The following is a 13,969-nucleotide window of genomic DNA, read 5'->3' as shown; positions in this document are numbered from 1 at the left end:
AAGTCGGTGCTGTGCCGGCGCCGAGGTCCCTTGCGATGTTCGTTCATTTGCTGTCCATCAAAGGTAGATGGACAGCAATCGTGCTCAGTCAGCGGCGAAACTCAAGGTGGGGTGACGAGACGCTTACGAAATGGCCGCCTACCTCGACGCATGGCTTGAGGAAGCGCCCGCCAAGCCGCCGCGGACGCGGGCATCGCGTTCAAGCCGAAGCTGACGGTCGACAGCATCTATGCCGCAACGAGCCTCGTGCGCGTGAACCAGGGCGCGACGGTGGAGCCCGACTACATGCTGTCCGCGCGCGATCTGGAGTCCGTGCGGGCCATTCCGCTGGACGAGCCGTGGGCACGGCGGCGGATCTGCATCGCCACTCAACGCGGGAAGGCGGCAACAGCCGCCACGAAGAGTTTTCTCGCCCAGCTGAGTTCGCGACCGGTGACGGAGTTGAAGGCGCTTTTCGGCAGGCATCACGGAGCGGTGTCGATCGACGCGATGAATGCCGCGATCAAGGCTCGGAAATGACTCGCATCGACCGCGTTCCACGATGCATTCCTTCGCACTTCGCGATTCGACCCGCAGTACGGAACGCGCGCGCCTGTCGTCGTTGACGCTGCCTCCAGCCGAGAAGACCATCCGGCTCGAACGGCGCGCTTTCGTCGCCGTCACCGGAGACACCTCATGAATCGCATCACACGCGTCCTCCTGGCCCTCGCCGCCGCGGCGACCAGCCTCGCGCCGCTCCTCGCGAGCGCGCAGAACTTCAAGGCCCCGATCCGCGTCATCGTCCCCTACGCCCCCGGCGGCGGCACGGACCAGGTCGCGCGCCTGCTCGCGCCGGGCCTCGCGAAGGAGCTCGGCCAGAACGTCGTCATCGAGAACCGCCCCGGCGCCAGCGGCCAGATCGGCACGCAGCTCGTGCAGAACGCCACGCCCGACGGGACGACGCTGCTCTTCACCGTCGACCAGTCGATGATCATCGTGCCGCTCACGACGCCCGGCGTGAACTACAACGCGACGGCCGACTTCGTGCCGCTCGGCCAGGGCGCGCGCACCTTCTGGACGCTCATGGTGCCCGGCACGGTGGCCCACAAGGACATGAAGGACTACGTGGCCGCGCTCAAGCGCGACCCGCTGCTGCGCTCCTACGGCGTGCCCTACGTCGGCGGCGCGCCGACCGTCGTGGGCGACGCGCTCGGCAAGCACGCCGGCGTGACCATGGTGCCGGTGCCCTTCCAGGGGTCCGCGCCGGTGCTGCAGAACATCATGGCGAACCAGGTCCCCGCCGGCATCACCGGCATGCCCGAAGCCGTGCAGGCGCACAAGTCGGGCAAGGCGAAGGTCATTGCCGTGTCCGGCTCGCGCCGCACCCCGCTCCTGCCGGACGTGCCGACCTTCAAGGAGCTCGGCGTCGAGGGCCTGGAGTTCCACACCTTCATCGGCTATTTCGCGCCCAAGGGCTTGCCGCCGGCGATGGCGCAGGAGTTCAATGCGGCGCTGCGCAAGTCCCTGGCCGACCCGGCGGTGGTGGAGAGGATTTCAGCCACCGCGATGACGCCCGCGCCGACGACGCTCGACGAAGCCATGAAGGAAGTCGGCGACATCGCGAAGTTCTGGCGCGAAGCGCTGCCGCCGAAGCGCTGAGTCAGTTCACGAGCACCAGCTTGCCCTTCACGCCGCGCGCCGCCATGTGCGCGCACGCGGCCTTCAGCTCGCTCATGGGCATGACGCGCTCCACCACGGGCTTGATCTTGCCCTCGACGTACCAGCGTGCCAGTTCCCCGATGACGGCGTCGCCCGTGTGCGGCTCCTTCGCCGCGGTCGTGCCCCAGACCACGCCGACGATCGAAGCCCCCTTGAGCAGCGGCAGGTTGAGCGGCAGCTTCGGAATCGGTCCGCCCGCGAAGCCGACGACGAGGAAGCGCCCGCGCCAGGCGATGGAGCGGAAAGCCGGCTCGGCATAGTCGCCGCCCACGGGGTCGTAGATCACGTCGGGACCCTTGCCGTCGGTGGCCTCGGCGATCAGGTCGCGGAAGTTCGCCGGCACGCCCTTCGTGCCGTAGTTGATCGTGACGTCGGCGCCGAGCTTCCTGCACATCTCGCATTTCTCTTCGCTCGACACCGCCGCGATCACCTTCGCGCCGACGACCTTCGCGATCTCGACCGCCGCGGAGCCCACGCCGCCCGCCGCGCCGAGCACGAGCACGGTCTCGCCGGCCTTCAGCTGACCGCGGTCGATCAGCGCGTGGTGGCTCGTCGCATAGGCCACGAACATCGCCGACGCATCCTCGTACGAGAACTCGGGCGGCAGCACCGTGCAGCCGCTCGCGGGCAGCACGGCATGCGTGCCGAAGCCGCCGACGCGATTGCGGCATGCCACGCGTTGGCCGGGCTTGACCGTCGTCACGCCCTCGCCGACCGCGACGACGTCGCCCGCGAACTCGGTGCCCGGCACGAAGGGCAGCTCGGGCCGGCCTTGATACTTGCCGGCCACCAGCAGCAGGTCGGGGAAATTCAGGCTCGCGGCCTTGACGTGGACCAGCACCTCCCCCGCCTTCGGTTGCGGGGTCGGCGCTTCACGCCACTGGAGCGCCTCGTAGCCATCGAGCGCGTCGCACATCCATCCATGCATGTCTTGATCGTCTCCGTGTTCAGGGGGTGGGTCCGAAGACGCCGAGCGCGCGCAGGCGCGCTACGTCGTCGGCGCCGATGCCGATTTCCGCGAGCACATCGTCATTGTCCGCGGCGAGTTCGGGCGAGGGCCGCGTCACGTTCGTCGGCGTGCGCTCGAGCTGGAACGGCACGTTCGCCGTCGTGTAGCGGCCCAGGGTCGGATGGTCGAGCTCGACCACCATGTCGTTCGCGCGCACCTGCGGATCGTCGAGCACCTGGTGCGGCAGCTTGTGCCGCATGCAGGGCACCTTGGCGGCGTTGAGCTGGTCCTGCCATTGCTGCGTGGTGCGCGTGGCGAAGAGCGCTTCGACGCGCTCGACGACCGCGTTCCATTCGGGACTTTTCAGCGCGACGTCCTTGCCGGGCGCGGGAATGCCGATCGCGTCGTGGAAGCGCGCGCGCAGACCGTGGCTCAGCACGCCGACGCCCAGCATCCCGTCGGCGGTGCGGTAGTGGCGGAAGTAGAGGTCGAAGATGCCGCCGCCACGTTTCCAGTACGCCTCCCAGGCGCGACGCTGCTCGCGCGGCGTCGCGCCGCGCGCACGAAGCTCGGCGAGCTGCGCGTCGAACTCGCGCTCGCGCGGCGGATCGACCTCTTCGAATCGCGAGACGAAGCTGAGCTCCATCGACAGCGCCGTCGACAGCAGCGAGGTATGGACGCGCTGGCCTTCGCCGGTGGCATCCCGATGCCGCAGCGCCGCGAGGATCGCGACGACGGAGCCGAGCGATGTGGCGGCGTCCGTGTAGGCAGGCACGACGGGCTCGGGCGCCGCGCCGTCGTCGCGCCCGGTGAGGAAGGCGAGGCCCGAGAGGCCGGAGGCGAGGATGTCGTAGCCGCCCAGTTGCGCGTCGGGTCCCTTGGCGCCGAACGCGGAGGTCTGCAGGTAGATCAGGCGCGGGTTGAGTACGGCGAGGCGCTCGTAGTCGATGCCGTAGCGCGCGAGGTCGGGCTGCTTCATGCCCGTGAGGAAGATGTCCACGTTCTTCGCGAGCGCGTCGATCACGGGCCGCGCGTGCGGCGACGCCATGTCGAGCTCGAGGCTGCGCTTGCCAGGATTGATCGACGAGAACGGCCGCGATTCGCCCTTCACGTGCAGCGTGTCCATGTGCCGCTGCGATTCGCCGCCCGGCGGCTCCAGCTTGATCACGTCGGCGCCGAGCGCCGCGAGCACGCGCCCCGCGCCGGGCACCGCGAGCGCCTGCGCGATCTCCACCACCTTGATGCCTGCGAGCACGCCTGCCATTGCCGTCCCTCCATGAAGAACGGGGCCCCGCAAGGCCCCATCCGCATTGTCTTGCGCGAACCGACCGATCAGTTCGATGCCGCGCGCATTTTCTTCACGATGTCTTCCGTCGGCCGGCTCTTCACGCCGGGAATCGTTTCGGTCAACTGCAGCACCGGCTGCCCGAACTCCTTGCTCTGCGCGACCTTGCCGATGAAGTTCGGCGCTTTTCCGACAGGATGGGATCGCGTGAAAGCCGTGAAGGTAGCGGGAGCGCGTGCGCGCACGGGCGCACCGCGAGGAACGATCCGTACTTCAAAACATGGCGTTCGCATCGAACGAAAAATTATCGAAGTACGGAACGTGCGGGCGGGGGGCGGTTGACCGCCGCGCGCGCCGGTTCCAGCATCGTCGCTTGATCGGATCGAACACAAGGACAGCAGCGTGGCCCAACAGGACAACACCGGAACATTCGACGCCATCGTCGTCGGCGCGGGATTCGGCGGCCTCTATGCGCTGCACAAGCTGCGCGGCGCCGGCCTCACCGTGCGCGTCTTCGAAGCGGGCTCCGACGTGGGCGGCACCTGGTTCTGGAACCGTTATCCCGGCGCGCGCTGCGACGTGGACAGCGTCGCCTATTCGTACTCGTTCGACGAGAACCTGCAGCAGGAGTGGAACTGGCCCGAGCGCTTCTCGACGCAGGCCGACATCCTGGCCTACCAGAACCACGTGGCCGAACGCTTCGACCTGCGCAAGGACATCCGCTTCAATACCCGCGTGACCTCCGCGACGTTCGACGAGGGCACGGGCACGTGGACCGTCGGCACGGACGACGGCAAGACGTACAAGTCGAAGTTCTGCGTGATGGCGACGGGCAACCTCTCGCTGCCGCGCGTGCCCGATTTCAAGGGCCTGGAGAGCTTCAAGGGCCGCTGGTTCCACACCGGCCAGTGGCCGCACGAGCCCGTCGACTTCACCGGCCGCCGCGTGGGCGTGATCGGCACGGGCTCCTCGGGCATCCAGGCGATCCCGATCATCGCGGAGCAGGCGAGCCAGCTCTACGTGTTCCAGCGCACCGCGAATTTCAGCCTCGCCGCGCAGAACCATGCGCTCGACGAAGAGATGCGCAAGAAGCAGAAGGCCGGCTACTCGCAGCTGCGCGAAGAGGCGCAGGGAACGCCCTTCGGCATCGGCGGCCATCCGCCGCCGACGAAGAGCGCATTGGACGACACGCCCGAGGCGCGCGAGGCGATGTACGAGAAGAACTGGAAGATGGGCGGCAGCGTCCGCTTCCTGTACTCGTACACGGACCTGCTGACCAACAAGGCCGCGAACGACACGGCCGCCGACTTCGTGCGCAAGAAGATCCGCGAGACGGTCAAGGACCCGAAGACCGCCGAGCTGCTGTGCCCCAATACGCACCCCATCGGCGCGAAGCGGCTGTGCCTGGACACCAACTACTACCAGACCTACAACCTGCCGCACGTGAAGCTGGTGGACGTGCGCGCGAACCCGATCGTGGAAATCACGCCGAAAGGGGTCAAGACGACGGATGCGGACTACGAGGTCGACGACATCGTGTTCGCCACGGGCTACGACGCGATCACCGGCGCGCTGCGCGACATCGACATCCGCGGGCGCGACGGCCTCGCGCTGAAGGAGAAGTGGTCGCACGGCCCGCGCACCTACCTGGGCCTGATGACGGTGGGCTTTCCCAACTTCTTCATCCTCACCGGCCCGGGCAGCCCGTCGGTGAAGTCGAACATGGTGGTGGCCAACGAGCAGCACGTGAACCTGGTCCTCGCGCACATCGAGAACCTGCGCAAGACCGGCAACGACATCGTCGAGCCCGTGCCCCAGGCCGAGGACGAGTGGGTCGAGCACGTGAACCAGGTCGCGAACTCGACGCTCTATCCGACGGCCGAGTCGTGGTACCTCGGCTCCAACATCCCCGGCAAGCCGCGCGTCTTCATGCCCTACGTGGGCGGCTTCCACAAGTACCGCGAGAAGTGCGAGCAGATCGTGGCCGAAGGCTTCCGCGGCTTCAAGACCTCGCGCGCGCAGGAAACCGCGAAGAACTGAAGGCCGCCGTCCCGCCTTCGCGGGAATGACGGCTCAGAACAGTTCGCTGTCGACGCCCGCCAGCGAACTGCGAAGCCGCTCCGCCGTCGCCTTCAAGGCCGGCACGATCGTCTCGCGAATCTCGCGTTCGTCGCGCACCGGCAGCATGGCCGCGCAGCTCAGGCTCATGGGCAACGCGGGCGAGCCCAGCCGCACCGGCACGGCGATGCCGTAGGTCTCGCGCTGGTATTCGCCGGCGGCCAGGCACCAGCCTTCGCTCGCGAGCTTGCCGAAGGCGAGCTCGGTGCGCTCGAGCGCACCCGCGGTGGATGCCTTGCCGCGGTCGGCGATGCGCTCGAGGAGTCGCCGGCGTTCGGCTTCGGGCAGACCCCACAGGTAGGCGCGGCCGAGCGCGCTCACTTCCATCTTGAGCCGCTTGCCGACCGAGAAGCACAGGGTGCTCGTGCCCGGGCTCTTTGCGTATTCGAGATACAGCATCTCCGTGCCGTCGCCGATGCCGAGCGCCATCGACATGTCGTGCCGGTCGGCGAACGCCTGCATGATCGGCCGCGCGATGGCCGACACGGGACTGTTCGCCCGGTAGGTGTGGCCGAGCATGCGCCCGCGCACGCCCATGCGGAAGCGCACGCCGTCGACGTCGCGCGCGAGATAGCCGAGCGACACGAGCGTGTATGCGATGCGCGAGACCGACGCCTTCGAGTAGCCGGTGCGCTTCACGATCTCCGAATGCGTGACGGGCGCGGTGCGGCCGTCGAAGGCGCGCAGGATCGCGAGCGCGCGTTCGAGCGTGTGCGTGGTGCCCGACGCCGAGGCGGCGGCGGAAGCGGATGCGGAAGCCGATGCGGATTCCGGGGCGGTGGCGAGGCTAGTCATGGGCGGCCTCCATGGACCGCAGCCTCTCCGCCAGCGCGGTCAGGCGTGGTCCGACGAATTCGACGAGGCGCGCGCGCGTGAGCGAGGACGCGGGCGCCGCGCAGGCGATGACGAAGGCGGGGTGCTCGCGCATCGAGAGCGGCGCCGCCGCGACGACGAGTTCGGCGTTCAGGTCGCCGGCGCAAGCGCAATAGCCGCGCTGGCGGACCTGGCTCTTCGCGTCGGCGATGCGCTGGCGCAGCGCGAGGCGATGGTCGGCCGGATGGCGCAGGCGGATGCGTTCGAGCAGGTATTCCGATTCGTTGTCCGGCAAGCCGGCGAGCAGCGCGAGGCCGAGCGGCGTGCCCTCCAGCGGGAACTGCGCGCCGTGGCCGACCGCGAGCGTCATGAGCGTGGTGCTGCTGTGGGACAGCTCCACGATCGTGCTCTCCAGCCCGTCGCGGCTCGCGAGCGCGGCGAACACGCCGCACTGGTCCGCGAACTCCTGCAGCAGCGGCCGCGCGGTCGCGGCGAGGTCGAAGCTGTGCGTGCTCGCATAGCCCAGCCCGAGCACGCGCGCCGCCAGCCGGTACTTGCGCAGCCGGCTCGAGTGGTTGAGGAAGCCCTCGGCCGCGAGCGTCTGCGCGAGGCGCGTGACCGTGGCCTTGGGGATGCCCGTGCGTTCCGCGATCTCGCGGTTGCCGAGCCATTCGTCGCCTTCGCGAAACGCGGCGAGGATGCCGAGCCCTCGCTCGATGGGGGCGATCAGTTCGCCCCGTCCGTTCGTGTCCGGGGCGGACGCCATCCCTTGCGGGGCGCGCAACACCATTCGCACGTCGGCCATTCGTCGCATGTCCCTTGTCTCCTGTTTGACAGCACTGTTTGCGGGATTCGGGCAAGTCTGCGCCCCATCGAAGGGCCGCGCGGAGGGGGTTTTCCCACTTGTTCCGTACTTTGGTGCGGGTTGCGAAGTCCGATGTACGGAACAAATGCGTACCTGCCTGCCCGGCTCGGCCGTGCCGCTGCGTAGCATGCCGCGATGATCCAACGCCGCCAATTCGCCGCCGCCGCCTCGCTCGCCGCACTGCCCGGCTGGGCTTTCGCGCAGAGCCTGACGGACAAGACCGTTCGCGCCGTGGTGATGAATGCACCGGGCACCGCCACCGATTCCATTGCGCGCTTCCTCGCGCCGCACGTCGGCAAGGCGACGGGCGCCACCGTCGTGGTGGAGAACAAGGTCGGAGCGGGCGGCACGCTCGGCACCGATTACGTGGCCAAGCAGCCGGCCGACGGCACGACGCTGCTCGTCACGAACGGCGCCCACTACACCTTCCCCTGGCTCTTCGACAAGCTGCCCTACGACGCCGCCGCGGACTTCATGCCGGTGGCGAACGTCGCGCTGTCCACGCTCAGCATGTTCGTGCCCGCCGACTCGCCGCTGCGCACCGTGCAGGACGTGATCGCGGAGGCGAAGAAGAACCCCCGCAAGCTCTCGTTCTCCTCGGCGGGGCAAGGCACCGCCTCGCACATCGCGGGTGCGCTCTTCAATTCGCGGGCCGGCGTCGAAGTCGCGCACGTGCCGTACAAGGTCGCGTCGCAGGGCCTGCTCGACACCGCGAGCGGCCAGGTGCAGCTCGGCTATGGCGGCATGGCCGGTTCGCTGCCGCTCATCAAGAGCGGCAAGCTCCGCGCGCTCGCGGTCACCAGCCTCAAGCGCAGCGCCCTGCTGCCGAACGTGCCGACGCTCGACGAATCGGGGCTGAAAGGCTATGAAGTCGTGTCGCCGGTCTTCGCGCTCGTGCGCGCGGGCACGCCCGCGCCCATCGTCGCGGCGCTGGCCAATGGCGTGATCGCCGCGGCCCAGACCGCAGAGTTCAAGGAACTGTGCAACACGCAGGGCCTGGACGTCGAAGTGGTGAACACGGCGGGCATGCGCGAGGCGATGCCACGGGAATTCGCGAAGTGGAAGAACCTCGTTGCTCTGGCCGGAGCGAAATGATGGAGGCGCAACCTGTCGTTCTCGTCACGGGCGCCGCGGGCCAGCTCGGCCGCGCGGTCGCCACGCGCCTGCGCGACGACGGTGCGCGCCTGCTGCTGGTGGACCGGGCGACCGGGCCGCTCGCATCGTTCGCGGGCGAAGGTGTCGAAGCCATCGAAGCCGACCTGCTGCAGGTCGAGCAGGTGCGCGCGGCCGTGGAGCGCGGCGTCGCGCGCTTCGGCCGCATCGATGCCGTGTGCCACATCGCGGGCGGCTTCCGCATGGGTCCGGCGGTCCACGAAACCACGGCGCGCGACTGGGAGTTCCTGATGGACCTCAATGCGCGCAGCCTCGTGCATGTGGCGAACGCGGTCGTGCCCGGCATGATCTCGCGCGGCCGCGGCGCCATCGTCACGGTGGGCGCGGCGGCAGCCCTGCGCGGCGGCGCCAACATGGGCGCCTACGCGGCGTCGAAGTCCGCCGTCATCCGTCTCACCGAGTCGATGTCGGCCGAACTGCGCGAGCACGGCATCAACGTCAACTGCGTGCTCCCGAGCATCATCGACACGCCGGACAACCGGTCCGCCATGCCGCAGGCCGATCCGTCCCGCTGGGTCGCGCCCGAGAAGCTGGCCAGCGTCATCGCCTTCCTGCTCTCCGACGACGCGAGCGCGGTGCACGGCGCGTCGATTCCGGTGACCGGCCGCGTCTGACCCCGCGCGGCGGGTTCGCGAACTGCGAATCGTCGACTCGAAACTTTCAAGTTGCCCGCGGCCGGCCGGTCTCTTACGCTTGGCCGATTCGAAATTCATCCGCTGGAGACACCGACGTGACCACCCTGAGAACCCCGCTGTGCGACCTGCTCGGCATCGAGTACCCCATCCTCCAGGCCGGCATGGGCGGTGTTGCGTTCGGGCCGCTCGCCGCGGCCGTGTCGAAAGCCGGCGGCCTCGGCACCATCGCCGCGATCTCGCCCACGCCCGCGCGCGTGGAGCAGGAGATCAAGCTCGTCCGCTCGATCACCGACAAGCCTCTGTGCGTCGACATCGGCTTCCCCGCGCGCGCGCCGAAGGAGCTCGCCGAGGTCAAGGTCGACAACCTGCCCGGGCCGCTGAAGGTGCTGCAGCAGGAGATCGAGGCCGCGGGCGTGCAGGTGAAGCCCACCGACGACCAGGCGATGAGCATCGAGGATGCGAAGGAGAAGCTCGAGATCTGCTTCCGGCACAAGGTTCCGGTGATCGCCTGCGCGCTCGGCACGCCGAAGTGGGCGGTGGATGCGTGCCATGAGCGCGGCGTGAAGACCATCAGCATCGTCGGCAAGGCCTCGCATGCACGCTCGGCGATCAAGGCCGGCACGGATATCGTCGTGGTGCAGGGCACCGAAGGCGGGGGCCACACGGGCGACGTCGGCCTCATCACGCTGCTGGCCGAAGTGCTGGAGTTCGCGACGGTCCCGGTCGTCGCGGCCGGCGGCATCGTGAACGGCGCGCAGATCGCGGGCGTGCTCACCACCGGCGCGCAGGGCGTCTGGGTCGGCACGCGATTCATCGGCAGCCAGGAGTCGAGCGTCGGCGCGAACTACAAGCAGTCCATCCTCGACGCCGGCTACGACCAGACGATCCGCTCGCTGCTGTTCGACGGCCTCTATGTCCGCCAGATCAAGAACCGATTCACGGAAGTGTGGGAAGGCCACGAGGACGAGATGCTGCCGTATCCGCTGCAGCGCCTCGCCGTGGGCCCGGCGCGCTTCGCGGCCGCCGCGGCCGACCTGAAGGAGCTGCAGGCGCTGCCCGCGGGCCAGGGCTCGAGCCTGATCCGCGACCTGCCGCCGGCCGGCGACCTGCTGCTGCGACTCGTCGAAGAGACCGTCGCTGCCCTGCGCGCTTCGCGCGAACGCCTGCAGTTCTCGTGATGGCGACGCGCGACGATACCCTGGCGGTCGGCAAGCGCGTCTATGCCGCCATTCCGCAACTGGGCAAGCTGCGCGAAGAGGTGCTGTTCGGCAACGTGTGGAAGCAGCCGGAACTGTCCGCGCGCGACCGCAGCCTGGTCACGTGCTCGGTGCTCGCGGCGTCGGGTCGCGACGAAGAGCTCGCGGTCCACGTGCAGCGCGCGCTCGACAACGGCGTCACGCCGGACGAGCTGCGCGGCATGGCCGTGCAGCTCGCCTTCTATGCGGGATGGCCGGCGGCCATCGCCTTCGGCAAGGCCGCGCTGCCGATCCTGGAGCAGGCCGCCGGAACGTCGGCCTGACTCGCGAGGATCAGCGGGGCTTGTCGCTCGACGAGCCGTCGCCGCTCCTGAGCGCCTTCTCGACGCGTTCGTCGTTGCTGGTGCTGCGTACACCCTTGAGGTGCAGCTCGACGTCGCTCGCGCTGTCGCCGACGGCGCCCACGGCTTCGCGCATCTGCTCGTGCGTCACGTTGAGTTTCTTCGCCCAGCTCTCGCAGGCGGCCTTGTCGTTGAGGTCGATTCGGTCGGTGGACTTGCTGCTGTCTTGACGGTCTGTCATGTTCGCTCCTTGGTGGTGTTGAGAGCCAGCGTAGAGCGGGCAGCGGCATACGCGTGTAGTCCGAAGCCGCCCGGGGAGCGGGCGGGTCACGGCACGGCCGTGGCGAGCGCCATGCCGCTCAAGGCAGGGGCGCGGCAAGCGTACGCTCGATGCGCTTCATTGCCTGCCATAGCTGCGCTCTGGTCACCGTCGTGATGTCGAGCGCCTTGATGCATGCTTCCAGCCGGCCTGGCCTGTTTCGCAGCGAGTCCATGGCTTTCGATACGGAGCGCCGGATGGATTGCCCGTATGGCGCCTCTGCCTTCGCGCACGCGGCCAGCAGCATGCGGCGCGGCGCCCTGTGCATGGCGAGGTCGATGAGGTCCCGGCTGTTGACGGCATCGTCGGCCCACCGGTCGGCGTTGGCGAGCAGTTTCTCCGCGGCGAGGTCGAGCGCGGTCAGGGTGCGCACGCCGCAGACGACGTCGGTGGTGGATGGCATATCGAGAACGATGCGCCCTTCGAGGACGATCTCGAACTTGATCGTGGCGCCTGCCACGCGAATGTGCGTGCGGATTCCATACTGGTCGGCGCGGATCTCGCGCGCCACCTCCAGCGTCATGCCGGGCCGGACGATGGGCGTGAGCGAGCGCGTGTCGCCCAGCATCTGGCGCAGGCTCCGGTAACCCGCGATGTCGGAGACGAGGAAGTCGATGTCGACCGACTTCCTGTACTCGCCATGCAGCAGCGCCATTGCCGTGCCGCCGCCGAACCAGCAATGGTGCCGTGCAAGGGCTTCGGCGTCGAGCGACTGCAGCACGAGCGCCACGCTGCGATGGTGAGGCCGTTCAAACAAGGAGCCGCCCTTCGCCCAGCGCCGTCGAAAGCGCATGGATCAGTGCCGCCTCTTTCAATGACAACTGGGCGCGGTCGACGTGGCGCCAGTTGCGTTCGTACAGGTCGAGCGCATCCTTCGGTGCCAGCGTCGCCGCGTCCCCGAGCTGCCAGGCGAGACCGCGAAGCTGCGGATAGTCCACAAGCCGGATCGATGGCGGCAGGTCGGGCGGAAGGGGTTGCGCAACGACGTCGAGGAGCGAGAGCTTCAGGCCGAGCGCCGACGCGATCGCGACCCACGCACCGATGGCGACGCCGGGCTCCCCCCGCTCGATGCGGTGCAGCGTCATGCGCGAGATTCCCGCCGATTCCGCCGCAGCGACCGCGCTCACGCGTTGCCGGCTGCGCGCATCGCGCACGGCATCGCCGAGCTGGGTCAGTTGCTTTTCGCCGAAGGCCGAGACGAGATTCATTTGTCTCTGATTATGGACAAAAATATCGTTTTGTCCATAATCAGAGACGTTTTAAGAAGCGCAGCGTGCAGCAGCCCCCGCCCGATCGCCTGCGCCTGGATCACCGCTACACCTTCGAAGATGATGAGGATAGACGCTTGAGCCAGAACCGTCTTATGTCAATATGTCCTTGTTTTTAAATGAATTTCCCAGTAAAACGTAAAAATTGAAAAAAACTGGGAAACGGCACATGTGGCCGAACTCGACGAGAACCAGCTGCGCGAGCTCGTAAACGCCCGCGCGGCGTGGCGCAACTATCGGGACGCGACGCGCGAAGCGCTTCAGGTGAAGGGATCGATGGCGTGGAAGGAAGTGCGCGGTCGCACCTACCTCATCCGCAAGTCGGCGTCGGGTGCGCAGAAGTCCCTCGGCGCGAAGGATGCCGGGACCGAAGCGATGTACGCGAGTTTCCAGGCGCGCAAGGCGCGCGCGCAGGCGCGACTGAAGGCAATGAAGCAGCGCGTGGAGGAGCAGCGCAAACTCAATCGCGTTTATCGGGTTGGCCGGACGCCCGCCGTCGTCGTGCGCGTGCTGAACGCGCTCGACAGCGCCGGGCTGGCCGACAAGTTCATGGTGATCGGCACGCACGCCCTCTATGCGTACGAGGCCGCGGCGGGTGTTCTCGTGGACTCCAGCGCGATGGCGACGCGCGACCTCGACCTGCTTTTCGATGCGCGCAAGAGAGTCGCCTTCATCACTTCGCTCAGCCAGGGAGAACACAAGTCGCTCATCGGTGTGCTGCAGAAAGCGGATGCGACATTTCGTGTGATCCCGGACCAGCTCCAGACCGCCGTCAACGACGACGGCTTCGAGGTTGACCTGATCAGGCGCAAGGCCAGGGATGGCGATTCGCACCCGATGCGGATGTCCGACGACGAGAACGATTTCTGGGCCGTCGAAATCGACCAGAGAGAAAAAATCCAGAGCGGCCGCAAGTTCGAGCACCTCGTCGTCGCTCCCAATGGCGAGATGGCGAGCATGCGCACGCTGCACCCGCTCGATTTCATCCGGCTCAAACGGGACCTGTCGCAACGGCCGGGCCGCGATCCGCTCAAGGCGCCGAAGGATCGGCTGCAGGCGCAGGTCGTGCAGCAGTTGTGGGACGACTACCTGCGGCATCTCCACCCGGCGAATGCCGATGAAAAGGTGGCCGGCCCCGGAGCAGGATCGGGCCAAGCCGAAGCGCTGCCCGATCCGCTCGCGGGCTAGGAGTGTGGGCGGCAGAAGGGTAGCCCGCGCCCTTCTCCACAGATTCTGAAGCTGTGGCGTTGAATGCGGTGGCGCACCCCGGACCGGGACGGGGGCGGCCCCTTCCGCGAATGTCCCCCGT

16 protein-coding genes and 1 pseudogene are annotated in these 13,969 nt (G+C 68.1%); 10 read left to right on the top strand and 7 right to left on the bottom strand.

All coding sequences use genetic code 11. The features are described 5' to 3' along the window. Positions 1–180 precede the first annotated feature (180 nt). The 3 genes and pseudogenes from AB7E83_RS27225 to AB7E83_RS27215 form a co-directional block, all read left to right on the top strand. Positions 181–519 (top strand): annotated as a pseudogene (locus tag AB7E83_RS27225) (LysR family transcriptional regulator substrate-binding protein); the annotation flags it as partial. A 22-nt stretch (positions 520–541) separates the two neighbouring features. Next, complete coding sequence (locus AB7E83_RS27220; protein ID WP_428574501.1) at positions 542–679, top strand: hypothetical protein; 138 nt, start codon at positions 542–544, stop codon at positions 677–679. After that, positions 676–1,638 (top strand): Bug family tripartite tricarboxylate transporter substrate binding protein, encoded by a 963-nt coding sequence (locus tag AB7E83_RS27215; protein WP_428574499.1) that lies wholly within the window; start codon positions 676–678, stop codon positions 1,636–1,638. The genes AB7E83_RS27220 and AB7E83_RS27215 overlap by 4 nt, the downstream gene beginning before the upstream one ends. Before the next feature lies 1 nt (position 1,639). Here AB7E83_RS27215 and AB7E83_RS27210 read toward each other — a convergent pair whose 3' ends face one another. Both AB7E83_RS27210 and AB7E83_RS27205 read right to left on the bottom strand, forming a co-directional pair. Beyond that, the gene (locus tag AB7E83_RS27210) at positions 1,640–2,626 is read right to left on the bottom strand and encodes an NADPH:quinone oxidoreductase family protein (protein ID WP_428574497.1); all 987 of its coding nucleotides are present in this window, start codon (positions 2,624–2,626) and stop codon (positions 1,640–1,642) included. Positions 2,627–2,645: 19 nt separating this feature from the next. After that, a complete protein-coding gene (locus tag AB7E83_RS27205) occupies positions 2,646–3,911 on the bottom strand; it encodes a CaiB/BaiF CoA transferase family protein (protein WP_428574495.1) in 1,266 nt (421 codons plus the stop codon). Between the two features lie 12 nt (positions 3,912–3,923). Here AB7E83_RS27205 and AB7E83_RS27200 point away from each other — a divergent pair, with 12 nt between their 5' ends. Beyond that, positions 3,924–4,274 (top strand): hypothetical protein, encoded by a 351-nt coding sequence (locus AB7E83_RS27200; RefSeq protein WP_428574493.1) that lies wholly within the window; start codon positions 3,924–3,926, stop codon positions 4,272–4,274. Between the two features lie 60 nt (positions 4,275–4,334). Beyond that, positions 4,335–5,972, top strand: a complete 1,638-nt coding sequence (locus tag AB7E83_RS27195; RefSeq protein ID WP_428574491.1) for a flavin-containing monooxygenase — start codon at positions 4,335–4,337, stop codon at positions 5,970–5,972. Between the two features lie 33 nt (positions 5,973–6,005). Here the strand turns inward: AB7E83_RS27195 and AB7E83_RS27190 are convergent, their stop codons facing one another. Both AB7E83_RS27190 and AB7E83_RS27185 read right to left on the bottom strand, forming a co-directional pair. Beyond that, positions 6,006–6,845, bottom strand: coding sequence for an IclR family transcriptional regulator (locus AB7E83_RS27190; protein WP_428574489.1), 840 nt, complete (start codon positions 6,843–6,845; stop codon positions 6,006–6,008). Then, entirely contained in the window at positions 6,838–7,668 is an 831-nt protein-coding gene (locus AB7E83_RS27185) for an IclR family transcriptional regulator (RefSeq protein WP_428574487.1), read from the bottom strand. The genes AB7E83_RS27190 and AB7E83_RS27185 overlap by 8 nt, the downstream gene beginning before the upstream one ends. A 195-nt stretch (positions 7,669–7,863) precedes the next feature. Between AB7E83_RS27185 and AB7E83_RS27180 the strand changes: the two genes are divergently transcribed. The 4 genes from AB7E83_RS27180 to AB7E83_RS27165 all read left to right on the top strand — a co-directional run bounded on the left by AB7E83_RS27180 (position 7,864) and on the right by AB7E83_RS27165 (position 11,055). Continuing rightward, positions 7,864–8,823: a Bug family tripartite tricarboxylate transporter substrate binding protein gene (locus AB7E83_RS27180; protein WP_428574485.1), complete on the top strand. Its 960-nt coding sequence runs from the start codon at positions 7,864–7,866 to the stop codon at positions 8,821–8,823. After that, on the top strand, positions 8,823–9,515 hold the full coding sequence (locus tag AB7E83_RS27175; RefSeq protein ID WP_428574483.1) for an SDR family NAD(P)-dependent oxidoreductase: 693 nt from the start codon (positions 8,823–8,825) through the stop codon (positions 9,513–9,515). The genes AB7E83_RS27180 and AB7E83_RS27175 overlap by 1 nt, the downstream gene beginning before the upstream one ends. A 116-nt stretch (positions 9,516–9,631) precedes the next feature. Continuing rightward, the gene (locus AB7E83_RS27170) at positions 9,632–10,714 is read left to right on the top strand and encodes an NAD(P)H-dependent flavin oxidoreductase (protein WP_428574481.1); all 1,083 of its coding nucleotides are present in this window, start codon (positions 9,632–9,634) and stop codon (positions 10,712–10,714) included. After that, the gene (locus tag AB7E83_RS27165; RefSeq protein WP_428574479.1) at positions 10,714–11,055 is read left to right on the top strand and encodes a carboxymuconolactone decarboxylase family protein; all 342 of its coding nucleotides are present in this window, start codon (positions 10,714–10,716) and stop codon (positions 11,053–11,055) included. The genes AB7E83_RS27170 and AB7E83_RS27165 overlap by 1 nt, the downstream gene beginning before the upstream one ends. A gap of 10 nt (positions 11,056–11,065) precedes the next feature. Here AB7E83_RS27165 and AB7E83_RS27160 read toward each other — a convergent pair whose 3' ends face one another. The 3 genes from AB7E83_RS27160 to AB7E83_RS27150 all read right to left on the bottom strand — a co-directional run bounded on the left by AB7E83_RS27160 (position 11,066) and on the right by AB7E83_RS27150 (position 12,600). Next, on the bottom strand, positions 11,066–11,314 hold the full coding sequence (locus AB7E83_RS27160) for a DUF3606 domain-containing protein (protein ID WP_428574477.1): 249 nt from the start codon (positions 11,312–11,314) through the stop codon (positions 11,066–11,068). Positions 11,315–11,432: 118 nt separating this feature from the next. Then, entirely contained in the window at positions 11,433–12,149 is a 717-nt protein-coding gene (locus AB7E83_RS27155) for a nucleotidyl transferase AbiEii/AbiGii toxin family protein (RefSeq protein ID WP_428574475.1), read from the bottom strand. Continuing rightward, on the bottom strand, positions 12,142–12,600 hold the full coding sequence (locus tag AB7E83_RS27150) for a helix-turn-helix domain-containing protein (RefSeq protein ID WP_428574473.1): 459 nt from the start codon (positions 12,598–12,600) through the stop codon (positions 12,142–12,144). The genes AB7E83_RS27155 and AB7E83_RS27150 overlap by 8 nt, the downstream gene beginning before the upstream one ends. A 231-nt stretch (positions 12,601–12,831) precedes the next feature. Here AB7E83_RS27150 and AB7E83_RS27145 point away from each other — a divergent pair, with 231 nt between their 5' ends. Continuing rightward, positions 12,832–13,848 carry a GSU2403 family nucleotidyltransferase fold protein gene (locus AB7E83_RS27145; protein WP_428574471.1) on the top strand — a complete coding sequence of 339 codons (1,017 nt, stop codon included), beginning with the start codon at positions 12,832–12,834 and terminating at the stop codon, positions 13,846–13,848. Positions 13,849–13,969 lie beyond the last annotated feature (121 nt).

The organism is Ramlibacter sp., assembly GCF_050250995.1.
Taxonomy (GTDB): domain Bacteria; phylum Pseudomonadota; class Gammaproteobacteria; order Burkholderiales; family Burkholderiaceae_C; genus Ramlibacter.
Note: the sequence above shows the minus strand (reverse complement) of the source record. Positions and strands in the feature narration are given on the sequence as shown.